Raw genomic sequence first — 25,440 nt, 5'->3', positions numbered from 1 at the left:
TCGGCAGGCAACCCGGCGGGCGCTCTCGGCGTCTTCGGAAGCCGAGCACGCGCCAGGTCGCGACCGCGCGCCCCATGGGCGGCGCGCGGACACCGTAAAGTGGCACGGTCGCCCGCGCCGGGGCGGCCCGCACCGCACAGCAGAAGGGGGAGGGCGATCGGATTGCCGCAGACCGAGACACCGGGCACCGAGGTGGCCCCCCGCTCCCGGCTGCGCTGGTGGACCGAGCTGCCGCTGATCGTGCTGGTCTACGGCTGCTACTCGGCCGGCCGGCTCCTCGCGCGCGGTGACGTCTCCGGCGCCGTCGACCACGGCCTGGCGATCCTGCGCATCGAGAAGGCACTGCGCCTGGACGCCGAGCACCCGCTGAACCGGCTGTTCACCAAGGAGCCCTGGCTCGGGGTGCCGGCCGACTTCTGGTACGCGTCGCTGCACTACCTGGTCACGCCCGCCGTCATGGTGTGGCTGTTCCGCAGGCACGCCCGGCACTATCGCGCGGCCCGCACCTGGCTGATGACGTCCACGTTCATCGGCCTGATCGGCTTCACCCTGCTGCCGACCTGCCCGCCCCGCCTGCTCTCGGCCGGCCACGGCTTCGTGGACACCATGGCGCAGTACAGCTCGTACGGCTGGTGGGGCGGCGAGGCCAGCGCCCCGCGCGGCATGGGCGGCATGACCAACCAGTACGCGGCGATGCCGAGCCTGCACGTGGGCTGGGCCCTGTGGTGCGGCGTGATGCTGTGGCGGTACGGCGGCACGCGCACGGCCAAGGTGCTCGGCGTCGTCTACCCGCTGGTGACCGCGATCGTGGTCATGGGCACCGCCAACCACTACTTCCTTGACGCGGTCGCGGGCATCGCCGTGATGGGCGTCGGCCTGCTGCTGGCGCCGTACGTGCTGCGGGGCGCGAACCTGGTCAGGACCCGGCTGCGGCACCGCGCCGCCCCGGTGGCCGCACCGGCCGCACCGGTCGCGCCCGGCACGGGTTCCCCGAATGTCAGTGGCGGATGCGAGACTTCCGCGGGTGAGCGAATTCCACGGCAGCGCGAGTCGCAGCGAGACCCCGCGGCCGGACCGGACGTCTCCCCCACCGACGCGGGCGACGGGGCTCCGGCACCGGCTCGCTGAGCTGCGCGGTCCCGGCCGGCCGGCCAAGTCCCTGGACGCGCGCGCCCTCGCGGCGCTCGCCGCCAACCCCGGCTGCTCCCGGCGGGCGATCCTGGACGGCGCCGGGGTGGACAAGGCCCGGCTGGCCACCGCGCTGGGCGCGCCGTCCGGTTTCGGGCAGTCCCAGTTCGCCCTGACCCGGGGCAACGCCTTCGAGGCCCGGGTGAAGGCGGACGGCGGCGCCGAACTGCTGCGGCTGGCACACGCCCGGCTCGACCCGGGCGCCGAACCGCCAGCCGCCGCGGCGGTGCCCGACCTGAGCGCGCACGGCCCCGAGGGGCGCACGGCCCGTACGGCGCTGGCGCTGCGCGAGGCCACGCGGGCCGGCGGCTGGACGCTGCTGGACCATCCGATGCTCGCCCTGGACGTGGCGGGTTCGCTCGCCTTCCTGGAGCCGGACGCGGTCGTGGTGCACCCCGACGGAAGCTGGTCGGTGGTGGAGATCAAGTCCTTCCCCATGGTGGACGGGGCCGCGGACCCGGCCAAGGTGGGCGCGGCGGCCCGGCAGGCGGCGGTGTACGTGCTGGCGCTGGAGGAGGTCGCCGCCCGGCTCGACGGCGCCCCGCGGGTGCGCCACCGGGTGCTGCTGGTGTGCCCGAGGGACTTCTCCAACCTGCCCACCGGCTCGGCCGTGGACGTCCGCAAGCAGCGCGCGGTCACCGCACGCCAGCTCGCCCGGCTCACCCGGATCGAGGAGATCGCCGGGACGCTGCCCGAGGGCACGTGCTTCGCGCCCGACCGGCCCGCCGAGGAGCTGACGGCGGCGGTGGCGGCGGTTCCGGCGACGTACGCGCCGGAGTGCCTGTCCACCTGCGAACTGGCCTTCCACTGCCGGGACCGGGCCAGCGCGGACGGCGCGGTCACCCGCCTGGGCCGGCCGCTGCGGGCCGAGCTGGGCGGCCTGGCCACGGTCGGGGAGGTCCTCGCGGCGGCCCACGGCGCGAGCGGCGACCCGGACGACCCGGCGGTGGCCGCGCTGCGCCGGGCGGCGGCCCTGCGCGCCGAGGCCCTCCGGGCGGCCGAGGAGGCCGCGGCCCTGCGCGCGGAGGCCGCCGGGGCGGCGGCCGGGGAGGTCACCGCGTGTCCCTGATCACCACCCTCGCCCGGCTGGAGGCCGTCGGCAGCGGTCTGGCGCAGCCCGCCGCCACCGTCCGGCACCGGCACCTGTCCGGCCATCCGCTGGTCTTCGTGCCGCTGACCACCGCGGGAGAGGCCGGCGCCCCGCTGGGCGCGCTGGTAGGCACCGACCGGGACGCGCCCCGGCTGCTGGCCGTGCCGCAGCCCCGGGACCGCGACCTGCGCTTCACCTTCCTCGCCGACCTGGCCGACGTCGTGCTGCCCTACGTCGACGGGTACGCCTCGGCCGTGGAGGAGGCCGAGCGCACGGAGACCGACCCGGAGACCGGCAAGCGGGTCAAGGTGGCGGCCGAGCTGTGCGCGGACGCGCCCCAGCTGATCGTGCCGAGCCGCCCCGGCCTGGACTTCGTACGGCTGCTGGGCCGCTCGACGCGGTTCCGGCGCACCGCCGAGCAGGACCCCGACGCGCCGTACCCGGCGCCGCCCCGGGTGCCGCTGCTCGGCCGCTGGCTGACCCACTACGGCGAGCGGGCCCGGGTGCCCGGCTCCTCGCTGCTGCTCGCCATGACCGACCTGCTCTCCCGGCACTGGGCGACCGGCCAGTCCGGCCTGGAGGACCAGCACCTGGGCGCGCTGCTCGCCTGGATCGACCCGCCGGACGGGACGACCGGCGCGGAGGCCGCCCGCCGCGCCGAGCTGGCGCGGGACGCGGCCGGACAACTGCTGTGCCCGCCGGCCGGACCCGCCACCGACCCGGCGTTCGACAACAGGCTGCTGGCCCCGGCGATCGAGCGCTACGACCGCGCGCGGACGGCGCTGGCCGCCGCCGAGGACCCGCTGGAGGCCGACGGCCGGCTGGCCGCGCTCACCGCGGCCGAGCGGGACGTCCGCGACCTGGTCGCCAGCCGCACCCGGCCCACCTGGGACGCGGTGTGGCGCGGCCTGGACCTGCTGCGGGCGCTGCCGGCGGGCGCGCACGTCGAGGGGCGCTGGACCCGGGACCGCTGGTCGTTCACCGGGCACCGGGACCGGGTGCTGGCCGGCGAGCCCCCGCAGCCGCGCCGGGACGACGCGGTGACGGCGGCGAACAAGCTGGCCACGCGCGAGCGCGAGCAGGCCCGGCTGGAGGCGCAGGAGGCGCTGGACGACCCGCTGGAGATGGCGGGGCGACGGCTGGCCGGGGAGGCGTTCGCGGGCGAGGTGACCGATGTCGTGATGGCGTACGGCGAGGGCAGACGGCCCGTGCCGCGCCCGCTGGTGACGGTCCGCACGGAGGACCGGCCGCACCTCGCGGAGCGCGCGAAGGTGTACCGCTCGCTGGACGGCAGGCCCCAGACGGCGGAGGTCGCCGGCCACGAGGACGACGGGGTGCTCGTGCTGCGCGTCCTGGACAAGATGGGCCGCGGCAAGGAGCCCGAGGCCGGTTCCGTGCCGGAGAAGGGCGACCGGGTCTGCTTCACCCTCTTCGAGCACGAGCAGCGCGGCGGCGCGAAGCTGCCCGATCCCGAGGAGACCCCCTGGACGCACGGCGGCCCGCCGGGCGAGCCCGTGCCGGAGGCACCCGACGGCATGACCGAGGAGGACGTGCTGTGACGACCGTCGACTTCGATCCCGCAGCCGCGGCCGGCCGCGCCACCGACGCGATCCTGCGCGACACGCTGCACGGCACCGAGCGGGGTGTGGTGGTGGACTCGCCGCCGGGCGCCGGCAAGTCGACCCTGGTGGTCCGCGCGGCCCTGGAACTGGCCGCCGCCGGGCGCCCGCTGATGGTGGTGGCGCAGACGAACGCGCAGGTCGACGACCTGGTGCTGCGGCTGGTCGAGAAGAACCCGGACCTGCCCGTCGGCCGCCTGCACAGCAGCGACGCGGACGCGTACGACAAGGCGCTGGACGGCCTGCCGCAGGTCCGTACGTCGGCGAAGGCGGCCGACCTCGGCGGCCTGCCGGTCGTGCTGTCCACCGCCGCGAAGTGGGCGCACGTGAAGGTGGACGAGCCCTGGCGGCACGCGATCGTCGACGAGGCGTACCAGATGCGCTCGGACTCCCTGCTGGCCGTGGCCGGGCTGTTCGAGCGGGCGCTGTTCGTGGGCGACCCCGGGCAGCTCGACCCGTTCGCGATCGTGGGCAGCGAGCAGTGGGCGGGGCTGTCGTACGACCCCTCGGCCTCGGCGGTCAGCACGCTGCTGGCCCACAACCCGCAGCTCCCGCAGCACCGGCTGCCGGTCTCCTGGCGGCTGCCGGCCTCGGCGGCCCCGCTGGTCTCGCACGCCTTCTACCCGTACACCCCGTTCCGCAGCGGCACCTCGCACGGCGACCGCCGGCTGGCCTTCGCCGTCCCCTCCGACGGCTCCGGCCCGGACCGGGTGATCGACGAGGCCGCGGAGTCCGGCTGGGGCCTGCTGGAGCTGCCCGCCCGGCACACCCCGCGCACGGACCCGGAGGCGGTCCGGGCGGTGGCCGCGGTGGTCCGGCGGCTCCTGGACCGGGGCGGCGCGGCGGTCTCGGAGCGCTCCCCCGACCCCACGCCGGTGACGGCCGACCGCATCGCCGTGGGCACGGCCCACCGCGACCAGGCGGCGGCGGTCCGCGCGGCCCTGGCCGAGCTGGGCGTGCCGGACGTCACGGTCGACACCGCGAACCGCCTCCAAGGCCGGGAGTACGACGTCACGGTCGTCCTGCACCCGCTCTCCGGCCGCCCCGACGCGACCGCGTTCCACCTGGAGACGGGCCGCCTGTGCGTCCTGGCCTCCCGGCACCGGCACGCGTGCATCGTGGTCTGCCGGGCCGGCGTGACCGGCCTGCTGGACGACTACCCCGCCACGGAACCGGTCCAGCTCGGCACCCTGGTGAAGTTCCCGGACGGCTGGGAGGCGAACCACGCGGTCCTGGCCCACCTCGCCGAACACCGGATCCACTGGCGCCCCTGACCCGGCCGGCCTCCCCGCCGGACGGAGTCCGGCAGCCGCCGCAGGCGGCCCACAAGCACAGCCCGGACGGCTGGGAGGCGAACCACGCGGTCCTGGCCCACCTCGCCGAACACCGAGTCCACTGGCGCCCCCGGCACCGGCCCGATCGGCCCTCCCGGCCCCGGCCCGATCGCCCCCCTTGGGCCGCGGGTGTGGAATAAACGGGGACTCCCTCCTGTTAGTGCGCGGAGGACAGTGCAGGCTCGTAATCAGGAGGCCATACCGTGGCGGCAGACGAGGCAGACGAGATCCGGGGCCGGGTGCACGGGACCTCCCCCGTCCCCCTCTCCGTGCTGGACCTGGTGACCGTCGGCGCGGGCAGTACCGCCACCGACGCCCTGCGGACCAGCGTCGCGCTCGCCCGGCTGGCGGAGTCCCGCGGCTTCCACCGGTACTGGGTCGCCGAGCACCACTCCATGCCCGGCGTGGCCTCCTCCTCGCCCGCGGTGATCCTCGCCCACCTCGCCGCCCACACCGACCGCATCCGGCTCGGCTCGGGCGGCGTCATGCTGCCCAACCACGCCCCGCTGGTGATCGCCGAGCAGTTCGGCACGCTGGAGGCGCTCGCGCCGGGCCGGATCGACCTGGGGCTGGGGCGGGCGCCGGGCACGGACGGGGCGACGGCCGCGGCGCTGCGCCGCACCGAGACCCTGAACGAGGGCGCCGACGACTTCCCGCAGCAGCTCGCCGAGCTGACCCGGTTCCTGGACGACGACTTCCCCGACGGACACCCGTACGGCCGGATCCACGCGATCCCGGGCCCGGTGCAGGGCAGTTCCCCGGGCGGCGTCCAGTCCGCGCACCGGCCGCCGGTCTGGCTGCTCGGCTCCTCCGGCTTCAGCGCCCGGCTGGCCGGCCTGCTGGGTCTGCCGTTCGCCTTCGCGCACCACTTCTCGGCGCAGAACACCGTCCCGGCCCTGGACCTGTACCGGCAGACCTTCCGCCCCTCGGCGGTCCTGGCCGAGCCGTACGCGCTCATCGGCGTCTCCGCCCTCGCCACGGACGACGAGCGGGAGGCGCGCCGGCAGACCCGGGCGATGGCGCTGAACATGCTGCGGCTGCGCACCGGCCGGCCGGGCCTGTTCCCGGACCCGGAGGAGGCCGAGCGGCACGAGTTCAGCCCGATGGAGGAGGAGTTCCTCGCCTCCTGGACGACGAACATCGTGCAGGGCACGGCCGACGAGGTCCGCTCCGGCCTGGACGACCTCCAGAAGCGCACCGGCGCCGACGAGCTGATGCTCGTCTCCCACGCCCACCGCGGCGAACTGCGGCTGCGCTCCTACGAGCTGATCGCGGACGCCTACGGGTTGCCGACCGCGTAGGACCCCGTCCCCAGCAGCTCGGAGATACGATCCGGCGGCACCGGGCGGGAGTACAGCCAGCCCTGTCCGGTGTCGCAGCCGATCCGGCGCAGCCGGGCGGCCTGGGCCGACGTCTCCACGCACTCCGCGGTGACGGTCAGCCCGAGCCGGTGGGCGAGCTGGATCATCGCCTCCACGACGACCTCGTCGGCCGGGTTCGGCACGCCCCCCTTGGCGGACTCCTCGTACTGGAAGCCCCGGACGAAGGAGCCGTCCAGTTTCAGCGTGGAGACCGGCAGCCGGCTGAGGTAGGCGAGGTTCGAGTAGCCGGTGCCGAAGTCGTCGATGGCGATGCGCACCCCCATGTCGCTGAGGGCCTGGAGCGCCTGGAGCGGGCGGCCCGCCGAGCCCATCACCGCCGACTCGGTCAGTTCGAGCTGGAGCAGGTGCGGGGCGAGCCCGGTCTCGGCGAGCACCTGCGCGACGTCGGCCACCAGGTCCGAGTCCCACACCTGCCGTACGGCCACGTTCACGCTGACGAAGATGGGCGGTTCGCCGGGGCGGTCGAGCTGCCAGCGGCGGGCCTGCCGGCAGGCGGTGGCGAGCGCCCAGCGGCCGAGCTGCACGATCGACCCGTCCTCCTCGGCCAGTCCGATGAACCGATTCGGCGTCAGCGTGCCGAACTGCGGGTGGTGCCAGCGGATGAGGGCCTCGACGCCGTTGAGCCGGCCGTCCTCCATGGCGACCAGTGGCTGGTATTCGAGGACGAACTCGCCGCGCTCGATGGCCGGGCGGAGCGTGGAGGACAGCGCCTGGCGGGTCATGCGGTGCGCGTTGCGCTCCGGGTCGAACAGCGTCCAGCGCCCCTTGCCGTCGGCCTTCGCCCAGTACAGCGTGGTGTCCGCGGCCTGCATCAGACCGGTCGCGGTCGTGCCCGCCGCGTGCCGCTCGACGACGCCGATGGACGCGGTCAGCGACAGCCGCTGCCCGGCCAGGTCGAAGGGCTCCTGCAGCGCCTTCAGCGCGGACTCGGCGAGGTCGGCGAGCTGTTCGGTGCCGGTGGAGTCCTCCACCAGCAGGGCGAACTCGTCGCCGCCCAGCCGGGCCACCAGGGGGGTGGCGGCGCGGGCGGTCCCGGACCGGTCGGCGACGCGGGTCAGGCGTTCGGCGACGGCCGCGAGGAGCCGGTCGCCGAACCGGTGGCCGAGGGTGTCGTTGACGGCCTTGAAGCCGTCGACGTCCAGGTAGCACAGGCCGATGCGGCCGGTGCCGCCGTGCGCGTACGACTCCGCCTCCAGCGCGGCCGTGAGCCGCTCGAAGAACAGTGTGCGGTTGGGCAGCCGGGTCACCGGGTCGTACATCTGCAAGTGCCGTAGCTGCCCCTGGAGTTCGCGGCGGGCGCTGATGTCGGCGACCGACAGCAGGACGCCGGGCTCGCCGCCGCCCAGCGGGACGACGGTGATCTGGAGCCACACCGCGTGCCCCCCGGGGTGCTTGAACCGGCGGGTGCAGCGCAGGCGGGCCCGCCGGCCGCGCAGCACCTCCTGGTAGGCGTGCCGGCCGCGGGGGTCCGAGGCCAGGTCCACCAGGTCGGCGGCGACCCGCCCGGTGAGCGTGTCCGGATCGATGCCGAGCACTTCCCCGAGGGCCGGGTTGGCGGCGGCGACGAAGCCGTCGGGCCCCACGACCGCCATGGCGAGCGGTGCGGCCGCGAAGACACGGTGATAGGTGGTCTGGTGACTGTCTGTGACGGCTGACCGGTCGAGGTCTGCCGCGGGCGTCGGCCCTTCGGACGTTGCGTTCACCGCTCGCTCCCGCAGTGCACTCGATCTCTGTCCGTGCCGGAAAGTGTGCCGATCATAGAGGCTGGCCCCGGGCCCTTCCAGCCGCATTCCAGTGTCCCGGACCGAGCACAGGTTCCGACAGATCGTTTCTGCCCGCACCTGGACACGTTCTTCAGCCCCCCGACCAGTTGTGACGTTCCGTGAATGGTTCGGGATACCGCGCGCCGGAGCACAACGGCGCACCGCAGCGGCGCGTTCACCCTTCCGGTGCAGGCAAACAGGGCATATCGCTATGAATACCAGCAATCTGGTTGCGGGTCCCGCCAACCGCACCCGGAGGTCACGTCCGTGCCCAAGCTGCGCAGCACCGCCGCCGTGTGCACCACGCTGTCGGCGCTCGCCGCGACCTCGATCCTCACCGGCCCGTCGGCCGCCGAACCGTTCTCCCCGGCACCCTGCGCCGTGCGCCGCACCGAGGCCCACCACTCGGAGGGCGTGGACACCTGGAACGCCGCCTACCCCCGCCCGGCCGGGGTGCGCGACGCCGTGCTGGTCTTCCTGTCCTTCCCGGACGCCACCCCCCGCACCACCCCGGCCGAGCTGACGGCCGACCACTTCCCCGCCACCAGCGACTTCTACGAGCAGGCCTCCTACGGCAGGTTCACCCTGCGCCCGCACCCGCTGGGGCACTGGCTGCGCATGCCGCGGCCGTCGGCCTCCTACGCCATGCGGCGGGACTGGGCCGCCGAGGACCGGGCCGCCTACCTGCACGACGCGTTCGCCGTGGCGGACGAGGAGGTCGACTTCTCGCGCCACCAGGTCGTGTACCTGATCGCCGACCCGGACGCGCCCGGGGTGGACTCGGACGCCACCAAGGTCGTCAACCTCGACACGCCCCTGCGCGTGGACGGCACCGAAGTCCGCCGGGTGGTCACCGTGTTCGAGCACCACCCGCCTGACCACCTCGTCCTCGCCCACGAGACCGGGCACGTCTTCGACCTGCCCGACCTGTACCACCGTCCGGTCGACGGCAAGGGCGACTGGGACACCCATGTGGGTGACTGGGACCTGATGGGCAGCCAGTTCGGGCTGTCCCCGGACCTGTTCGCCTGGCACAAGTGGAAGCTCGGCTGGCTGGATCCGCGCCAGGTGGTGTGCGTGCGCGGGGCCAACCCGACCCGGCTGACCCTGGAGCCCCTCGCGGCCGGGCCGGGCGTCCCGGCGCGGGGCACGGCCGGCGCCCCGGCCTTCGGCCTCGGCCACGGCGCCAAGCTGGCCGTCGTGCGCACGGGCCCGGACAGCGCCCTCGCCTTCGAGGCGCGCGGCGCGGTGGGCAACGACCGCGCCTCCTGCCGGCAGGGGATCCTGGTCTACCGGGTGCGCGGCGGCTCCGCGTCCGGCGACGGCCCGGTCCGGGTCGTGGACGCCCACCCGCGCACCGGGGCCTGCTGGGAGAACTCCGTCTACCCGCCGCTGGCGGACGCGCCGGTCGCGCTCGGCGAGAGCTTCACCGTGCCCAGGGACGAGGTGAAGGTGGAGGTGGAGGGGCGCACGGCGTCCGGCGCGTGGAACGTGAGGATCACCCCGGGCGCCGGCCTCTGACCCCGGCGGCCGGGGCCGGAGAACGACGATGGCGAGCCGGTTCCACGCTCTGCGTGGACACGACTCGCCATCTGCAACGTGCGCCGCCAGGGACTCGAACCCCGGACCCGCTGATTAAGAGTCAGCTGCTCTAACCAACTGAGCTAGCGGCGCCTGCTGACGTCGTAGACCTTAGCATCCTGGTCGGCGGGAGGAAAAATCGAAATCCGCACCGCGGCCCGGGCGGCCCGCACGGCCGCCCAGAGCACGACCTCGGGGCCGGGCAGCCAGGGGTGCCGGGAGTCGGGCGCGACCAGCCAGCGGGCGCCGCCCGAGGCGTCGCCGCCGGTCAGGGGCGGGACGGTGACCGCGTCCCCCGTCCCGTGGCACAGCAGCGGCGGCACCTCCCGCGCCCGCCGGGACCCCCACTCCTCCCAGGCCAGCAGCGAGGGCAGGCGGTGGGCGGTGCCGGGGGCGGCGAAGAGCAACGTCCGGCCCCGGAACACCGCGACCGGGCCGGCTCCCGCCCCCTCGTCCCACAGGCGGTCCAGCATCCGGCGCCCGAAGACCACCGGGACGCTCACCACGTCGAAGACCGTGCCGCAGGGCAGGACGACCGGGGCGTCCGGCCGCTCCCGCCACAGGGCGGCCGTGCTCCGGGGATGCGGCCCCGCCGAGGCGAGCCAGGCGATGCCGTCGGGGGTGGCACACGTGACGTTCGGAGCGCTGCTCATGACGTCCATGTGTACAGCGTGTGAGCGGCCCACTCCACTCGGTCGCGGAAAACGGGGACAGCCGTCGACCGGGAGGAGTACCCTGCCCGCCTGGCATATGCCGGGTGGCTACAGCGAGTCGGCGGGCGTCCGCCCCTCGCCCTCCCCGCGCATCAGGTCCCGGCCGAACTCGACCATCTTCTTCGCGTAGTCCTCGGTCCACTCCGCCCGGTCGGCGATGTCCGCCGGGGTGAGCCGGTCGAAGCGGCGCGGGTCGGCGAGCTGGGCCGCCGCCACGGCCTGGAACTCCACGGCCCGGTCGGCGGCCGCGCGGAACGCCTGGGTCAGCTCCGTCGCCCGGGACAGCAGCTCCCGCGGATCCTCGATCGACTCCAGGTCGAAGAAGTGCTCGGGATCGGAGACCGCCTCCGCGGGCTCGAACAGCAGGGGCGCGGGGCGTAGCCGCGGTTCGTCACGACGCGGCGTGGGCTCCGCCATGTCTTTCTCTCCTCCTCGTACGGTTCGCCGGCCCCCTTCGGGTGGGCCACCGTCCATTGTCCCGCGCCCGCGCAAGGGGGCGTGCGGCCGAGGAGGGGCGGACCCGCGCCGGGCTCAGACCTGCACCAGCGGCTCCCGGGTGAACAGGGTCCCGAGCGCCGGCGCGTTCACCCGCCGGTCGGCGAGCCTCAGGCCCTCCCACACGGTGACCTGGTTGGCCGTGAGCACCGGCTTGGACAGCGCCTTCTCCAGCAGTCCGAGATGCGCGGCGGTGTGCAGGGAGGTGTCCGGCAGCAGCACGGCCTCCGCGTCGGCGGTGTCCGCGACTCGCGCCAGCGTCAGCACCTCCTCCTCGCCCCAGGTGGCGGCCTCGGCCGCCGCGACGATCCCGGAGGACCGCGTCCCGGTCACCTCCAGGCCGCCGGTGCGCAGGAAGTCCGCGAACAGCGCGGTGACGTCGGCAGGGTAGGTGGCGCCGACGGCGACCCGCCGTACGCCGATCTCCCGGGCCGCGTGCAGGAAGGCGAAGGACGTCGAGGAGGCCGGCATCCCGGCCAGCCGGGCCAGGGTCCGCACCTGTTCCTGGGCGCCCGCCCAGCCGTGGACGAAGCCGCCGGCGGTGGACGCCCACACCACCGCCTCGACCCCGGCCAGCCGCAGCTCCTCCACTCCCTCGGCGAGCCGGTCCGCGGACCCCGTCTCCGGCGGCGCGCCGGGGCGGTACACGTCCCCGCCGGTCTCGGTGTGGACCAGGTCCACCCGGATGTCGCTGCCCAGGAGCTGCTCGATGCGTGGATAGTCGTCCTCGGCGGAGTGGCCCGGGTAGAGGAGTCCGAGTGCGGTCATGTCCAGCCTTCCTGCCGTTCGTCCTGTCCTTCGGGGCGGTGCGGGCGGTACGCGGGCGGCGGCGCCCGGCAGAGCCCCGCGGTCCGGGTACCCAGCCGTCGCGGGGCCGCCCACATCGTGACCTGGTTGGCCGAGACCACCGCTGTCCCGGGGCCGGTACGCCCGTGTTGACGAAGGTGGGTCCGGGTGCGAGCGTGGTCCGTCCGCGCATGCCAGACGCCGGGAGCCGCCCCGCATGACGCCGACACCGCCCACCGTGCTGGTCCTGGACGCCGACCCGCCGCCCCGGCTCGGCCGCCTCACCGGTCGCGCCCGGATCGTCCGCACGGACGCGGAGCACCTGGCCGAGCGGCTGCCCGCCGCGGACGTGCTGCTGGTCTGGGACTCCGCCTCGCACGCGGTGCGCCGGGCGTGGCCCGGCGAGGGGCCCCGGCCGCGCTGGGTGCACGCGGCGAGCGCGGGGGTGGACCATCTGATGTGCCCGGAGCTGGCCTCCTCGGACACGGTGGTGACCAACGCGCGCGGGATCTTCGACCAGCCGGTCGCCGAGTACGTCGCGGCCCTGGTGCTGGCGGCCGCCAAGGACCTGCCGCGCACCCTGGAGTACCAGGAGGAGCGGGTCTGGCGGCACCGGGAGGCGCGCCGGGTGGCGGGCACGCGCGCGTGCGTGGTCGGCTCGGGTCCGGTCGGCCGGGCGATCGTCCGCACGCTGAAGGCGCTGGGGGTGACGACGGCGCTGGTCGGGCGGGTGCCCCGGACCGGTGTGCACGGCCCGGACGACCTGGACCGGCTGATCTCCCGCGCGGACTGGGTGGTCGCGGCGGCTCCGCTGACCGAGCGGACCCACCACCTGTTCGACGCCCGCCGGTTCGGCGTGATGCAGCCCTCGGCGTTCTTCGTGAACGTCGGCCGGGGCGCACTGGTCGACGAGGAGGCCCTCGCCCGGGCGCTGACCCGGCGGTGGATCGCGGGGGCCGCCCTGGACGTGTTCGCCGCCGAACCGCTGCCCGCGGACAGCGCGCTGTGGGAGCTGCCCGGGCTGGTGGTCTCACCGCACATGGCCGGTGACACGGTCGGGCGGTGTGACGAACTGGGGGCGCAGTTCGTGGAGTTGTACGAGCGGTGGGCGGTGGGCAGACCCCTGCCGAACGTGGTCGACAAGAAGCGCGGTTACGTCCCCGGCCACTGACCCCGCGGGGTGCGTGCGGGCGCGCGCCGGAAAACCGGGGCGCATACCCCGGATGCGCTTGGGTAGCTGCGCCGCCATGGCTCCACCACTTGGCAACGACGTACAGATCATCCGGCCGGAACACAGACACAGCCGCCGCTCGGTCCTCGCGGGCGTCTGCGCCCTCGGCGCCCTCGGGGCCCTGGGTGCCGCGGGCTGCACCCGGGTGGCGGCGGCGTCCGGCGAGAACGGCGGCGACCTGCTCGGCCGGCTGCGCGCGCAGGGGGTCGTGCGGCTCGGGATCGCCGGCGAGATCCCGTTCGGGTACATCGACACCGACGGGCAGCTCACCGGTGAGGCCCCCGAGCTGGCGAAGGTGATCTTCAAGCGGCTCGGGGTGGACCGGGTGCAGCCGGTGCCGACGGAGTTCGGCTCGCTGATCCCGGGGCTCAACTCCCAGCAGTTCGACGTCGTGGCGGCGGGGATGTACGTGAACGCCGAGCGCTGCAAGCAGGTGATCTTCGCCGATCCGGACTACCAGATGCTGGATTCGTTCATCGTCCGCAAGGGGAACCCGAAGGGGCTGCACTCCTACCGGGACGTAGTGGAGAAGAAGGCGAAGTTCGCCACCGGCACCGGATACGCGGAGATCCAGTACGCGGTGGAGGCCGGGTACGAGGAGAGCGACATCCTGATCGTCCCCGACCAGGTCGCCGGGCTGAACGCCGTGGAGGCGGGCCGGGTCGACGTCTTCGCCGGCACGGCGGTGACCGTCCGCGCGGTGGTGAAGAAGTCCGCCAGGACGGAGGCCACGAAGCCCTTCGCGCCGCTGGTCGGGGGCAAGCCGCACACCGACGGCGGGGCGTTCGCGTTCCGGCCGACCGAGACGGGGCTGCGGGACGCGTTCAACGCGGAGCTGCGCAAGCTGAAGAAGAGCGGGGAACTGCTCCGCATCCTGCGGCCCTTCGGTTTCACCGAGGCCGAGATGACGGACCTGACCGCGAAGGAGCTGTGCGGCGGATGACCTCGGGGCTCTGGGAACTCGTACTCGAGGGCGTGTGGACCACGGTCCGGTTGCTCGTCCTCAGCGCGCTGCTGGCCACGGCGGTGTCGTTCGCCGCCGGCCTCGCGCGCACCCACCGGCTGTGGGTCGTGCGCTTCGCCGCCGGCCTCTACACCGAGGTGTTCCGCGGCACCTCGGCGCTGGTGATGATCTTCTGGGTGTTCTTCGTGCTGCCCGTCGCCTTCGGCTGGCAGCTCGTGCCGATGTGGGCGGGCACGCTGGCGCTCGGCCTGACGTACGGCGCGTACGGCGCGGAGATCGTGCGCGGCGCGCTGGGCGCGGTCGAGCCGGCGCAGAAGGAGGGCGGGATCGCGCTCAGCTTCACGCCCTGGCAGCGGATGCGGCTGGTCGTGCTGCCGCAGGCGGTGCCGGAGATGATCCCCTCCTTCTGCAACCTGCTGATCGAACTGCTCAAGGGCACCGCGCTGGTGTCGGTCATGGGCATGGGCGATCTGACCTTCAGCGCCAACCTGGTGCGGCTCGCGCTCCAGGAGAGCGCGGAGATCTACGCCTACGTGCTGCTGATCTACTTCGCGATCGCCTTCGTGCTGACCCGGCTGATGCGCGGTCTGGAGAAGCGGCTGAAGGCCGGGGTCGGCAAGGACGCCGGGACGGAGTCGGCGGCGCGTGAGCTGAAGCGGGCGCAGACGACCGGAGTGGGGGGACGGGTCGCGTGAAGTGGGACTGGAACGCCGTGAGCGACTTCATGCCGGACTTCTGGCAGGGGCTGCTGGTCACCCTGGAGGCCGTGGCCCTCGGGTCGCTGCTCTCCTTCTCGCTGGGCCTGGTGTGGACGCTGCTGATGCGGGCGCCGACCCGGTGGGTGCGCTGGCCGGTCGGGGTGGTCACCGAGTTCGTGCGCAACACCCCGCTGCTGGTGCAGCTCTTCTTCCTCTTCTACGTGCTGCCCGAGTGGGGCCTGACCTTCTCGGCGCTGGCCACCGGCGTGTTCGCGATCGGCCTGCACTACTCGACGTACACGATGCAGGTCTACCGGGCCGGCATCGAGGCGGTGCCGGCCGGGCAGTGGGAGGCGGCGACGGCGCTGAACCTGCCGCGGGGGCGGACCTGGACCGCGGTGATCCTGCCGCAGGCGATCCGCCGGGTCGTGCCCGCGCTGGGCAACTACGTGATCTCCATGCTGAAGGACACCCCGATGCTGATGGTGATCACCGTGCTGGAGATGCTCGGGCACGCCCGGCTCTTCTCCCAGGAGCACTTCCAGTTCACCGAGCCCCTGACCGTGATCGGGGTGGCCTTCATCCTCATCTCCTACCTGGCCTCCCTTCTGCTGCGAGCCCTGGAGCGACGTCTTGTCCGCTGACACCCCCCTGATGAAAGACCCCGACGCGGCCACCGGGACGGCCGTGGCCGGTGGTGAGCTGATCCGCCTGGAGGGCGTCACCAAGCGCTTCGGGGCCAACACCGTGCTCGACGACCTGAACTTCTCCGTCGAGCCCGGCAAGCACGTGACGCTGATCGGCCCCTCGGGCTCCGGCAAGACGACCATCCTCAGGCTCCTGATGACCCTCACCAAGCCGGACGAGGGCACCATCACCGTCGACGGGCAGCGGCTGTACCCGGCGCCGGAGAAGCAGGTCCGGGAGGTCCGCAAGAAGATCGGGATGGTGTTCCAGCAGTTCAACCTGTTCCCGAACATGTCGGTGCTGCGGAACCTGACCGAGGCCCCGGTGCGCGTGCTCGGCCTGTCGAAGGACGAGGCCGAGGCGCGGGCGCGGGAGCTGCTGGACCTGGTGGGCCTCGCCGACAAGTGCGACGCGAAGCCGACCCGGCTGTCCGGCGGGCAGCAGCAGCGGGTGGCGATCGCCCGGGCGCTGGCGATGCGGCCGCAGGTGCTGCTGCTCGACGAGGTGACCTCCGCGCTCGACCCGGAGCTGGTCGCGGGCGTGCTGGACCTGCTGCGGGACATCGCGCGCAGCACCGACATCACCATGCTGTGCGTGACCCACGAGATGGGGTTCGCCCGGGACATCTCCGACCAGGTGCTGATGTTCGACTCGGGCCGGGTCATCGAGGCCGGGCCGCCGGAGCGGATCTTCGGCGACCCGGAGCAGGAGCGGACCCGGGAGTTCATCAGCGCGGTGCTGTGAACCGGGACGGCCACCACCGGGCGTGAAGTGCCGAGGTCCAGCCGTCGGGACATTCCCCTGGCATGTGCCAGGGGGGTTCCGCCGCAGTTGGGGGCACGGGCGCACGGGGTGCAATCTCGCCAACCCCCTCTCCCCGGTGGCCGCTTCGCGGTTATCGTGGGACGAGCCGCCGACCCGGATCGCGGCCGAGGGGGACCGACATGAGGATCGAGCCGACCGCCCCGTACCACTCCGCCCAGGACGCGCTGCGCGTGCTGGAGACCGTGGCCCGCCACCCCGCCGGCGCCACCGGCACCGAGCTGGCCCGCCGCACCGGCCTCGGCTCCGAGCGGCTCACCACACTGCTGCTGATGCTCCGCCGCGAGGGCTACGTCGAGCAGATCGCCGACGGGGCGTACGTCACCGGTGACGCGCTGCGCCGGCTCGCTTCGGCGCACGACCGGGAGCGGGCCCTGCGCGACAAGCTCCAGCACACCCTGGACCGGCTGCGCGACTCGGTCGGCGCGGCCGTCTACATGAGCCGGTACGTCGACGGCGAGGTCCGGGTCACCCAGTACGCGGCCGGGCCGGGCACCCCCGCGGTGAACGAGTGGGTGGACTTCCGCTGCTCCGCCCACGCCACGGCCGTCGGCAAGAGCCTGCTGACCCAGCTCGACCACGACGCCCGCCGCGACCACCTCGCCCGGCACAAGATGGCCCGTCTCACCTCGCGCACCATCACCAGCGACAAGCTGCTGCTGTCCCGCCTGGAGTCGCAGCCGCCGACGGTGCCGGTGCTCGACCTCCAGGAGTACGCGGTCGGCACGGTCTGCGCCGCCGTGCCGATCACCGCGGGCGCCTCGGTCGGCTGCCTGGCCCTGTCCCTCCCGGTGGCGGACGCGCACCGGCTGAAGCGGGCCGCGGAGGCCCTCAACCGCAGCGCGGCACCGGTGATGCTCTCCCTGGCGATCTAGGGGGTCCGCGGGTGGTCACGAACACCCCTCGGGACCAGGTAGTATTTTCTTCGTCGCCGGCCGCGGGAGAGAAATCCGCGGGAGGCGGGAGTCATGCGCCGCTAGCTCAGTTGGTTAGAGCAGCTGACTCTTAATCAGCGGGTCCGGGGTTCGAGTCCCTGGCGGCGCACGTGATCGAAGGGCCCCTCGCGAGAGCGAGGGGCCCTTCGGCGTACTCCGGGGGTCACGGCAGCAGGCCGCCGGACTCCGTGAACATCATGTGCGCCACGACCATGAAGACCAGGCAGAAGGCGACGATCAGGCCGAGGAAGGCCAGCAGGCAGCCCGACTCCGCGACGAGCCTGCCGCGGGACGGCGGGAGCGCGGTGGCCAGATGGGGCCGGTCCGGCAGGTAGCGCACGGTGACGAAGTCGCCCACCTCGACGGTGCCGGCTCCGCCCTCCTCCTCGAACCGGACCGTCCGGCCCTCACCGGTGGTGTACTCGTAGACGTGGTGCATGGTCGTGTGCACCGACGTGTCCCCGCCGCCGCCGTGGGTCGTGGTGTACGTCCGCAGGCAGCGCCCCTCGGCCGTCAGCCCGTGCGCCCACGTCCTGCTGATCTGCCGGGAACGCCGGACCAGCCGGTACGCCGCGTACCCCGCACCCGCGATCATCAGGGTCGGCACGAGGTAGAAGAGCGATGCGAACATGAGGTTCCCCCGAGGTCGGTACGCCGCTCCGGAAGACCGGCGTAGCGGGAACCTATCCGGCGGGGTCTCCGCCGGCCCTCAAGGGAACCTCAGCTTCGGTGCCGTGACGGCTCGTCGATCAGAAGGTGACGTCCGAGCAGGCGTAGAACGCGTTGCCCGTGTCGGCGACCGTCCACACCGCGAGGACGACGTGGTGCCCGCTCAGACCGGACGGCAGCGTGCCGCTGTGGCTGAGCGTGGACGGCGGCTGCTGGTTGTTGTAGGGCACCGTCAGGAACGGGGTGAGGTTGAGGTCCGAGCGGGAGAGGTTGTGGTTCTGGTTCCAGCCCGGCTTGGTGACGTAGTACCGGAAGTCCGTCGTCGCGTGCCGCGCGGTGAACTGCCAGCGGAAGGTGTACGACTGCCCACCCGTCACCTTGGTCGTGGGCCAGGCCGCGCCGGACGGCGTCGTCGGCGCGCTCAGCTGGCCGAACGAGCCCTTGCCCCCGTTGCAGATCTGGCCGTCGGCGGGTCCGCCGGCCGGGAAGCCCTTGGGGCCCTCGACGCTCTGCGGCTCCCACTGGATCTGGCCGCAGTTCGCCACGGTGCCGTTCTGGCAGAGCTTCTGCCTGCTGATGGGGAGGTCGGTGTAGCCGTGGCCGCTGGCACCGCCGGTGGAGAGCGCGAACGCTCCGGCGGTGACCGCGCCCAGTACGACCGCGGTCATCTTGGTCTTCGTGCGCATGCTGCCGCTCCTGGGGAACGTGGGGAGTTCGATGAGCCGTGCGGGTAGGTCTAGACCAAGCGTCAGATTATTGCGATAGGTTGAACATGTCCATACCAATCGCAGAACCGTCGCGGTCCGCCGCTACACCGGCTCCCCGCGCCCCGAGCAGAACGCCACCGTCAGGTCCCGCACCAGCACCTTGCGCTCGTAGTCGTCCAGTTCGACCAGACCGCGTACGGTCAGCCGGGTCACCGTGTCCTCCACCGAGTCGACCACCGAGGTGAGCATGGTGGCCCGCTGCCGGGCGTCCAGCGCGGCGATCCGGCGCCGGTGCACCGCGGCGGCCACCTCGGGGGCGTAGTCCACCCGCACCGGCCGCACCGAGAACACCTCCAGGCCCACCGGCGCGCTCTCCGCGGCCACCAGCCGGGTCAGCGCGTCCCCCGCCGCGGCCGTCCCGCCCCGCGTCCCGCCCACCGGCTCCACCGGCACCCGCGCCAGCGCCGCCTCCACGCAGCCGCGCAGGTACGCCTCATGGTCCTCGACACCGAGCAGGGCCCGCGCCGTGTCCCGCACCCGCCACGCCACCAGGACGACCACCCGTAGCGCCATCCCGTCGGGATCCGTCGCCGGCAGCACCTCGCTGCGCCAGTGCCGCAGCCGCACGTCCACCCGGCGGCGCAGCACCAGCGGGTTGACCCACAGCAGCCCGGTGCGCCGGACCGTCCCGCGGTACCGGCCGAACAGACCCAGCACCCAGGCCCCTCCGGTCCGCCCCCGGGCCAGCCCGCCGAAGCCGGCCGCGCCGAGCAGAGCGGCCCCCGCGTACGCGGCCCACTGCCCCGGACCGAGCCCGGCGCCCGCGTACGCCGGCAGCCGCAGCGCCCGCGCGGCGAGCGACGGGAGCAGCCCCGCCCACCAGGTCGTGGCCAGGCAGCCGACGAGCCCGCAGGCACCGGCGAGCAGCCCGGCCGCCCCGGGCAGCACCCGCGCCGGGCGCTCCGCCAGCTCCGGATCGGCCTCCGGTAGCGACCGCCCGCGCGCCGGCGCCGGGCGGCGCGGCCGGGGCTGCTCGCCGGTGCCCTGCCGGCGGGCCACCACGGCGGGCCGCGGCGGCACCCGCACCGGGTCGGCGTCGTCCCGGAACAGCAGGTGCACGGGGATCTCGGTGGTCGCCCCGGTGTGGATCAGGCGGGGCGGCCGGGTGCCGGCGGCGGCCTTGTCCGGCTGCCCCTCGGCTCCGGGCGGTGTGTGCGATGTCGTCGTACTCATGCGTGCTCCAGCCTCCGCGCCAGACGCGTCATGAACAGGGGTGGGTTGAAGAGGAGGGGGCGGGGCTCAGGCGAACAGGCGGCGCCGGGTCTCCGGTCCCGGCCGGCCGTCCGCCGCGCCGCGCCGCCTGCCCTCGGTGCGCCGGAACGCCTCGACGGCCCGCCGGTCCGCGTCGCCCCGGCGCGGGCCCGGGGCGGGGGCGTAGAACCGGCCGAACCCCTTCCGGACGAGCTGGGCGCGGACCAGGGTGACGTGGTCGCCGGCCGCGCCGGGCCGGAAGTGCCGCCGCCCCGGACAGCCGGGCGCCCCGTGCGGGGCGCCGGCCCGCCGGGGCACCGCCGCCGGGCCGGCGCCGGCCGCTTCGCGGGACAGGCCCTCGTAGCGGTAGGGGACGTACTTGGAGGTGTCGTTCCAGTAGGGGTACGGGGTCGCCCGGCGGCGGGTGTGCGGGGGTGTCTGCTCGTAGACCGTGCATGAGGTGTGCGCGTGGTCCGTCCGGCCGCCGGAGATCACGACGTGCGAGCCCTTCTCGGGGTTGTCCGGGTGGTGGCGGAGGAGGATGTCGCCGGGCTGCAGCTCCGCTTTCCCGATCTTCACTCCGCACCGGTCGAGGCTGCCCGTCCACTCGTCGCCCGGCAGACCCCGGGTCCCCCCGCGGGCCGCGGAGTGGCTCAGGCCCGCCGCCGGGCGCGCCGCCCGCCGCCGGCCGTGGACACGACCGGGACAGGCGCAGTCGCTCGCGGGATCGATGTCCTCGAACACCGGAGCGGTCATGCGATCTGCCTCACATTCGGGGGTGATGCGTCCGCGAGTGTGCACGTTGATCAGTTTCCCCACCGCGTCCGGAACGCGCATTCCGACGGTCCGAACGATGTACGCGGCCCCCCGGGCGCCGGACGGCCACCCGCGGGTGGTCGGAGGCACCCCCGGACGTCGGGTAGAGTTTTCCCTGTCAGCAGGCGCCGCTAGCTCAGTTGGTTAGAGCAGCTGACTCTTAATCAGCGGGTCCGGGGTTCGAGTCCCTGGCGGCGCACCGACGGAGAAGCCCCTCGCGGAAGCGGGGGGCTTTTCGTCTGCCCTCCCCCCGAATGGCCGGATACCCTCTGGCCATGGCAGCCCGGGACCTTCAGGAGCGGATCAAGAAGCTGATCGTGGACCAGCGGCTGCCCTCGGGCGCCCCGCTGCCCACCGAGCCCGAGCTGATGCGGCTGCTCGGGGCGAGCCGGAACTCGGTGCGCGAGGCCCTGAAGGCGCTCCAGGCCATGGGCATCGTGGAGATCCGGCACGGCTTCGGGACCTACGTCGGCGCGATGTCGTTCGCCCCGATGATCGAGGGCCTGGCCTTCCGCACCGTCGCCGGGCACTACCGCGGCGAGGACTCGCTGCTGCAGTTGCTGGAGCTGCGCGAGGCCGTGGAGACCGGGCTGGTCTCGCGCCTGGCCGGGCGGCTGCCGGAGGCGGACCTGACGGAGCTGGAGGCGCTCGTGCGGCGCATGGAGCGGGAGGCCGCCGAGGGGGCGGGGCTCGCCGAGACCGACCGCGCCTTTCACGCCACCCTCTACCGGGGGCTGGACAACGTGCTGCTGGGCGAGGTGCTGGAGGCGTTCTGGGACGCCTTCCACCGGGTGCAGCGGGACCTGCTGGACGTGCCGCAGGACCCGCGGGTCACCTGCCGCCAGCACCGGGAGATCCTGGACGCGGTCCGCTCCGGCGACTCCCCGCGGGCGGAGCGTGCCATAAGGGACCACTTCGGCAACGTCCGCACCCGCCTGTCCCGGGTCGCCGTCCTGCGTCCCTGACCCGCCGCGCCCCGCTCAGCCGACCGTCCCGGTGAGGTACGACGAGACGACCACGTTCGCCTCGTAGCGGCCGGTGGCGCGGTCGAAGGCGCCGCCGCAGGTGATCAGGCGCAGCTCGGCGCGGCCCGGCTCGCGGGGCCCGTACGCCAGGCGGGCGTCGAAGCCGTCGCGGGGCAGGACGCGGACGTCGTCGACGGTGAACTCGGCGACCTTCCCGTCCGCGCGGTACACCCGCACCTTCCGGCCCGGCTCCAGCGCGCTGAGCCGGTAGAAGACGGCGGGCCTGGTCGCGGTGTCGACGTGGCCCACCAGCACGGCGGGTCCGGCGGCGCCGGGCTCGGGGCCCGCGCCGTACCAGCCGACCACGCCCGGCTGGTCGTAGGGCGGCGGGTCGACCGCGCCCCGGGCGTCCAGGCCGCGGGCCACCACCGGCGCCTGGACGCCCAGGGCCGGGATGTCGACGCGCTGGGGCGCCGCCCCGGTGAGCGGGCGCGCCGCGGGCGGCAGTCCGGCGGTCCGGCCCAGGGCGAAGACGTCGCCCGTGGCGGGACCGGCCGCGTCCGCTCCGGCGCCGGTCACCCCGCGGCCCCACAGCCACAGCCCGAACAGCAGCAGGGTCCAGGCCAGGGCGGCGACGAGCCGTCCGGTGCCGGTGCCGCGCCCCTGGTCGTCGTCGGACATGGGCGCTCAGCGGGTGTCGCGGCCGCGGCGGGCGCGCAGCCCGACGGCGACCGCGGCGATGCCCGCGAGCGCCAGCCCGGTCGTCGCCCGGCCGGCGTCGATGCCGGAGCCGCTGGTGGCCACGGTGGCGAAGTGCGCGGTGCCGCCGCCGCCCGCCTCGACCGGGGCGACCGGCGAGGCGGAGGAGGCGGGCGGACCGGTGGGCGCCGCGGACCCGGCCGTCCCGGGCCCGCCGACCGCGAGGGAGCCGGTGATCACCCGGTCGGCGCAGGTGACCTTCACGCTGTAGGTGCCGGGCCGCAGGTCGGTGCGGATACGGGTGTCGCCGGCCAGGGCGCCCGTGACGCGGTCCAGGATGCCGGCGGCGCCGGTCAGCCGGGCGTCGGAGACGAAGGCGGAGGAGGCGGCCGTGCCCTGCCCTCCGGTGCAGCCGCCGACCCGCAGGGCGACGTCGGTGCCCGGCGCCGGGGCGGCGGGGGTCACCGTGACCGAGCCGCCGTCCGCCGCGTGGGCCGCGGGAGCGGCCGTGGCGACCGCGGCGGCGGCCAGGATTCCGGTACAGACAGTGAGGTGAAGAGAGCCCATCGTGAACCTCCAGACATGAGGAGGCTCCCCCGGGCCGGGCGCCCCCGCATCCTCGGGAGGCGCCCCACTGCTCCGAACGGGTGACGAGGTTTCCGCCGGCCGGACCCGCCCTCAGATCACCAGGTCGACCAGGTCGGCGATGGAGTCGACGACCTGCGAGGGGCGGAACGGGTAGCGGTCGACGTCCTTCGGCTGGGTGACGCCGGTGAGCACGAGGAACGTGCGCATCCCGGCCTCCAGACCGGCGAGCACGTCGGTGTCCATGCGGTCCCCGATCATCGCGGAGGTCTCCGAGTGGGCCCCGATCGCGTTCAGCCCGGCCCGCATCATCAGCGGGTTGGGCTTGCCGACGAAGTACGGCTTCTTGCCGGTGGCGGCGGTGATCAGGGCGGCCACCGAGCCGGTGGCGGGCAGGTCGCCCGCGGTGGAGGGGCCGACGTTGTCGGGGTTGGTGGCGATGAACCGGGCGCCGTCGTTGATCAGCCGGACGGCCTTGGTCAGCGCCTCGAAGGAGTAGGTGCGGGTCTCGCCGAGGATCACGAAGTCCGGGTCGTGGTCGGTGAGGATGTAGCCGATGTCGTGCAGCGCGGTGGTCAGGCCGGCCTCGCCGATGACGTAGGCGCTGCCGCCGGGCCGCTGGTCGTTCAGGAACTGGGCGGTGGCCAGGGCCGAGGTCCAGATGTTGTCCACCGGCACGTCCAGGCCCATGCGCCGCAGCCGGGCGTGCAGGTCGCGGGCGGTGTAGATGGAGTTGTTGGTGAGCACCAGGAAGGGCCGGCCGGACTCGCGCAGCTTCTTCAGGAAGGCGTCGGCGCCGGGTATCGGCACACCCTCGTGGATCAGGACACCGTCCATGTCGGTGAGCCACGACTCGACGGGCTTGCGGTCTGCCATGTTGTGCGTCTCCTGGCGTTTCTACGGGCGGGCAGCGGGGGCGCCGGAACCACGGCGTACCGACGCCCCCAGCCTAGTCAGGCCCGGACGATCCTGACCCCGTCGATCACCCAGAACCAGTTGTTGCCGCCGGTGTACCGGAAGCGGACCCGGGCGCTGGACGCCCCGGCGGGCACCCGCAGGGTGAGGGTCTCGGTGCGCGAGGGCACGTCCGCGGTGTACGTGCGCACGCTCACCGGGGTGCCGCCGTCGTAGGAGACGAGGACCTCGCCCTTCTGCGGGGCCTCGTGCCGGTAGAGGGTGGTGTACGTCAGCACGGCCGTGCCGCCGCCGGTGACCGGGTAGGCCGGGCTGACCAGCGTGGAGTCGAAGGTGCCGGTGACCGTGCGGTCGCTCCACTCGTCGCCGTCGGCCACCGCGAAGACGTTCCGGGCCCGGATGTTGCCCTCCCGGTTCTGGTCGCGCTGGGCCTGGGTCCAGAACTCGTCGGTGGTGAAGGACCAGCCGCGCCACTCGGTGACCCCGCCGCCGCCCATCGCGGAGTTGTCGACGGACCAGCCGGCGGGCGGGGTGTGCGTGAAGCCGAGCAGGCCGGCCGGGATGCCGGTCTCGTCGGCGCGGGGCTGGAGCCGGTCGCGCAGCGTGTCGAAGTCGTCGGGCACGGGCTGCTGGACCGGGCGGCCGTCCAGGTCCCAGGCGGGGTCGAGGGCGATGCCGAGGTGGGCGAGGGCGGACGCGGCGACGTCCGGCATCTTCACGTCGTGGCGCACCGAGCCGGGGGCGAGTGCGGGGCCGGTGGCGATGAGGAAGGTCTGCCGCTCCTGGAGGGTGGAGCCGCCGTGGCCGCCGGCGTCCGTGTGGCCGTGGTCGGCGGTGACCATGATCAGCCAGTCCTCGGCCGCGTAGGTGGGCCGGGCCTTCACGGCGGCCACGATCTGCCCGACCTGCGCGTCCGCGCCGCGGATGGCGTCCAGGTACTGCTGGGAGGCGGCGCCGTAGGTGTGCCCGGCGTGGTCGATGTTGTCGAGGTGGACGAAGACCGCGTCCGGGTTGCCGTCCCGCAGCCGCGCGACCGCGCGGGAGGTGGTGCCGGTGTCGTACTCGGCGCTCGGGGTGGAGACGCGGGTGTCGACCTTGGCCGAGAACACCGTGTCGGTGATCGGGTTCCAGGACGCGACCGCGTAGGTGGACAGGGCGGGCTTCGCCGTCTCGGCGCGGGTCAGGAAGTCCGGGTACTGGGCGAAGCGGGCGCCGGTGAAGTTGTTGTCCTTGACGTTGTGCTTGTCGGGCCAGACACCGGTGATGATCGTCGACCAGCCGGGGCCCGACATGGTGGGCGCGAGCGGATTGGCGTAGATGCTGCTGGGCGCGGTGAGACCGGCGGCCGCCAGGGCGTCCAGGTTCGGCGCGTCGGCGTCCTTGATCCGGCCGAGCAGGGCGCCGTCCAGGCCGATGACCAGCACCTTGGGGGTGCGGGCGGCCGCGCGGGCGACGGTGGCGAGCGGTCCGGCGGACACCGCCACGGCGGCGGCGGAGACGAGGAAGGTGCGGCGGGACATGCGGGACGACACGGAGGGCCTCCGT

Annotated in this window: 25 protein-coding genes and 3 tRNA genes; 15 read left to right on the top strand and 13 right to left on the bottom strand. The window is 74.2% G+C overall.

Features of this window, described 5'->3' with window-relative positions; all coding sequences use genetic code 11:
* Positions 1–162: 162 nt before the first annotated feature.
* From ACZ4K2_RS10470 to ACZ4K2_RS10450, 5 genes are all read left to right on the top strand, one after another.
* The gene (locus tag ACZ4K2_RS10470) at positions 163–1,128 is read left to right on the top strand and encodes a phosphatase PAP2 family protein (protein ID WP_467471634.1); all 966 of its coding nucleotides are present in this window, start codon (positions 163–165) and stop codon (positions 1,126–1,128) included.
* On the top strand, positions 1,025–2,257 hold the full coding sequence (locus tag ACZ4K2_RS10465) for a hypothetical protein (protein WP_467471630.1): 1,233 nt from the start codon (positions 1,025–1,027) through the stop codon (positions 2,255–2,257). Before ACZ4K2_RS10470 ends, ACZ4K2_RS10465 begins: the two co-directional genes overlap by 104 nt.
* On the top strand, positions 2,248–3,837 hold the full coding sequence (locus ACZ4K2_RS10460) for a hypothetical protein (protein WP_467471626.1): 1,590 nt from the start codon (positions 2,248–2,250) through the stop codon (positions 3,835–3,837). The genes ACZ4K2_RS10465 and ACZ4K2_RS10460 overlap by 10 nt, the downstream gene beginning before the upstream one ends.
* Positions 3,834–5,171, top strand: a complete 1,338-nt coding sequence (locus tag ACZ4K2_RS10455; RefSeq protein WP_467471624.1) for an AAA domain-containing protein — start codon at positions 3,834–3,836, stop codon at positions 5,169–5,171. Before ACZ4K2_RS10460 ends, ACZ4K2_RS10455 begins: the two co-directional genes overlap by 4 nt.
* 263 nt (positions 5,172–5,434) lie before the next feature.
* Complete coding sequence (locus ACZ4K2_RS10450; protein WP_467471620.1) at positions 5,435–6,532, top strand: LLM class flavin-dependent oxidoreductase; 1,098 nt, start codon at positions 5,435–5,437, stop codon at positions 6,530–6,532.
* On the opposite strand, the gene ACZ4K2_RS10445 is transcribed toward ACZ4K2_RS10450, so the two are convergent.
* Positions 6,511–8,316: a putative bifunctional diguanylate cyclase/phosphodiesterase gene (locus tag ACZ4K2_RS10445; RefSeq protein ID WP_467471617.1), complete on the bottom strand. Its 1,806-nt coding sequence runs from the start codon at positions 8,314–8,316 to the stop codon at positions 6,511–6,513. The two genes, ACZ4K2_RS10450 and ACZ4K2_RS10445, sit on opposite strands and share 22 nt — an antisense overlap.
* A gap of 327 nt (positions 8,317–8,643) precedes the next feature.
* Between ACZ4K2_RS10445 and ACZ4K2_RS10440 the strand changes: the two genes are divergently transcribed.
* On the top strand, positions 8,644–9,897 hold the full coding sequence (locus tag ACZ4K2_RS10440; RefSeq protein WP_467471614.1) for a M6 family metalloprotease domain-containing protein: 1,254 nt from the start codon (positions 8,644–8,646) through the stop codon (positions 9,895–9,897).
* Between the two features lie 79 nt (positions 9,898–9,976).
* Here the strand turns inward: ACZ4K2_RS10440 and ACZ4K2_RS10435 are convergent.
* From ACZ4K2_RS10435 to ACZ4K2_RS10420, 4 genes are all read right to left on the bottom strand, one after another.
* Positions 9,977–10,050 (bottom strand) — tRNA-Lys (locus ACZ4K2_RS10435).
* Positions 10,041–10,610 (bottom strand): bifunctional DNA primase/polymerase, encoded by a 570-nt coding sequence (locus ACZ4K2_RS10430; RefSeq protein WP_467471612.1) that lies wholly within the window; start codon positions 10,608–10,610, stop codon positions 10,041–10,043. The genes ACZ4K2_RS10435 and ACZ4K2_RS10430 overlap by 10 nt, the downstream gene beginning before the upstream one ends.
* A 108-nt stretch (positions 10,611–10,718) precedes the next feature.
* Positions 10,719–11,087 (bottom strand): hypothetical protein, encoded by a 369-nt coding sequence (locus ACZ4K2_RS10425; RefSeq protein ID WP_467471610.1) that lies wholly within the window; start codon positions 11,085–11,087, stop codon positions 10,719–10,721.
* A 114-nt stretch (positions 11,088–11,201) separates the two neighbouring features.
* Positions 11,202–11,933, bottom strand: coding sequence for a maleate cis-trans isomerase family protein (locus tag ACZ4K2_RS10420; protein WP_467471608.1), 732 nt, complete (start codon positions 11,931–11,933; stop codon positions 11,202–11,204).
* A gap of 235 nt (positions 11,934–12,168) precedes the next feature.
* Here ACZ4K2_RS10420 and ACZ4K2_RS10415 point away from each other — a divergent pair, with 235 nt between their 5' ends.
* From ACZ4K2_RS10415 to ACZ4K2_RS10385, 7 genes are all read left to right on the top strand, one after another.
* Complete coding sequence (locus ACZ4K2_RS10415; protein WP_467471606.1) at positions 12,169–13,122, top strand: D-2-hydroxyacid dehydrogenase; 954 nt, start codon at positions 12,169–12,171, stop codon at positions 13,120–13,122.
* 76 nt (positions 13,123–13,198) lie between these two features.
* A complete protein-coding gene (gene ehuB, locus ACZ4K2_RS10410) occupies positions 13,199–14,125 on the top strand; it encodes an ectoine/hydroxyectoine ABC transporter substrate-binding protein EhuB (protein ID WP_467471603.1) in 927 nt (308 codons plus the stop codon).
* Positions 14,122–14,841, top strand: a complete 720-nt coding sequence (gene ehuC, locus ACZ4K2_RS10405; protein WP_467471602.1) for an ectoine/hydroxyectoine ABC transporter permease subunit EhuC — start codon at positions 14,122–14,124, stop codon at positions 14,839–14,841. Before ehuB ends, ehuC begins: the two co-directional genes overlap by 4 nt.
* Positions 14,838–15,488 carry an ectoine/hydroxyectoine ABC transporter permease subunit EhuD gene (gene ehuD, locus ACZ4K2_RS10400; RefSeq protein WP_467471599.1) on the top strand — a complete coding sequence of 217 codons (651 nt, stop codon included), beginning with the start codon at positions 14,838–14,840 and terminating at the stop codon, positions 15,486–15,488. The genes ehuC and ehuD overlap by 4 nt, the downstream gene beginning before the upstream one ends.
* Positions 15,489–15,498: 10 nt before the next feature.
* Positions 15,499–16,275 carry an ectoine/hydroxyectoine ABC transporter ATP-binding protein EhuA gene (gene ehuA / locus ACZ4K2_RS10395; RefSeq protein WP_467472042.1) on the top strand — a complete coding sequence of 259 codons (777 nt, stop codon included), beginning with the start codon at positions 15,499–15,501 and terminating at the stop codon, positions 16,273–16,275.
* A gap of 200 nt (positions 16,276–16,475) precedes the next feature.
* Positions 16,476–17,228, top strand: a complete 753-nt coding sequence (locus ACZ4K2_RS10390) for an IclR family transcriptional regulator (RefSeq protein WP_467471597.1) — start codon at positions 16,476–16,478, stop codon at positions 17,226–17,228.
* Positions 17,229–17,323: 95 nt separating this feature from the next.
* Positions 17,324–17,397, top strand: a tRNA-Lys gene (locus tag ACZ4K2_RS10385).
* Positions 17,398–17,451: 54 nt separating this feature from the next.
* Here ACZ4K2_RS10385 and ACZ4K2_RS10380 read toward each other — a convergent pair.
* The 4 genes from ACZ4K2_RS10380 to ACZ4K2_RS10365 form a co-directional block, all read right to left on the bottom strand.
* Entirely contained in the window at positions 17,452–17,919 is a 468-nt protein-coding gene (locus ACZ4K2_RS10380) for a DUF3592 domain-containing protein (protein ID WP_467471595.1), read from the bottom strand.
* Between the two features lie 118 nt (positions 17,920–18,037).
* Positions 18,038–18,643 carry a lytic polysaccharide monooxygenase auxiliary activity family 9 protein gene (locus ACZ4K2_RS10375; protein ID WP_467471593.1) on the bottom strand — a complete coding sequence of 202 codons (606 nt, stop codon included), beginning with the start codon at positions 18,641–18,643 and terminating at the stop codon, positions 18,038–18,040.
* A gap of 123 nt (positions 18,644–18,766) precedes the next feature.
* Entirely contained in the window at positions 18,767–19,897 is a 1,131-nt protein-coding gene (locus ACZ4K2_RS10370) for an SPFH domain-containing protein (protein ID WP_467471590.1), read from the bottom strand.
* Between the two features lie 66 nt (positions 19,898–19,963).
* Entirely contained in the window at positions 19,964–20,671 is a 708-nt protein-coding gene (locus ACZ4K2_RS10365) for a peptidoglycan-binding protein (protein WP_467471588.1), read from the bottom strand.
* A gap of 185 nt (positions 20,672–20,856) precedes the next feature.
* Between ACZ4K2_RS10365 and ACZ4K2_RS10360 the strand changes: the two genes are divergently transcribed.
* Positions 20,857–20,930, top strand: a tRNA-Lys gene (locus ACZ4K2_RS10360).
* A gap of 76 nt (positions 20,931–21,006) precedes the next feature.
* Positions 21,007–21,696, top strand: coding sequence for a FadR/GntR family transcriptional regulator (locus ACZ4K2_RS10355; RefSeq protein ID WP_467471586.1), 690 nt, complete (start codon positions 21,007–21,009; stop codon positions 21,694–21,696).
* 15 nt (positions 21,697–21,711) lie between these two features.
* Here the strand turns inward: ACZ4K2_RS10355 and ACZ4K2_RS10350 are convergent, their stop codons facing one another.
* From ACZ4K2_RS10350 to ACZ4K2_RS10335, 4 genes are all read right to left on the bottom strand, one after another.
* Positions 21,712–22,377, bottom strand: a complete 666-nt coding sequence (locus tag ACZ4K2_RS10350) for a class F sortase (protein ID WP_467471582.1) — start codon at positions 22,375–22,377, stop codon at positions 21,712–21,714.
* 6 nt (positions 22,378–22,383) lie between these two features.
* Positions 22,384–22,962 carry a hypothetical protein gene (locus ACZ4K2_RS10345; RefSeq protein ID WP_467471580.1) on the bottom strand — a complete coding sequence of 193 codons (579 nt, stop codon included), beginning with the start codon at positions 22,960–22,962 and terminating at the stop codon, positions 22,384–22,386.
* A 111-nt stretch (positions 22,963–23,073) separates the two neighbouring features.
* Positions 23,074–23,856, bottom strand: coding sequence for an HAD-IIA family hydrolase (locus tag ACZ4K2_RS10340; protein WP_467471578.1), 783 nt, complete (start codon positions 23,854–23,856; stop codon positions 23,074–23,076).
* 77 nt (positions 23,857–23,933) lie between these two features.
* Positions 23,934–25,415 carry an alkaline phosphatase family protein gene (locus ACZ4K2_RS10335; protein ID WP_467472039.1) on the bottom strand — a complete coding sequence of 494 codons (1,482 nt, stop codon included), beginning with the start codon at positions 25,413–25,415 and terminating at the stop codon, positions 23,934–23,936.
* Between the last annotated feature and the right edge of the window lie 25 nt (positions 25,416–25,440).

Source organism: Streptomyces sp. NPDC025833 (genome assembly GCF_055558055.1).
This window is presented reverse-complemented; position numbering and strand designations above follow the sequence as displayed.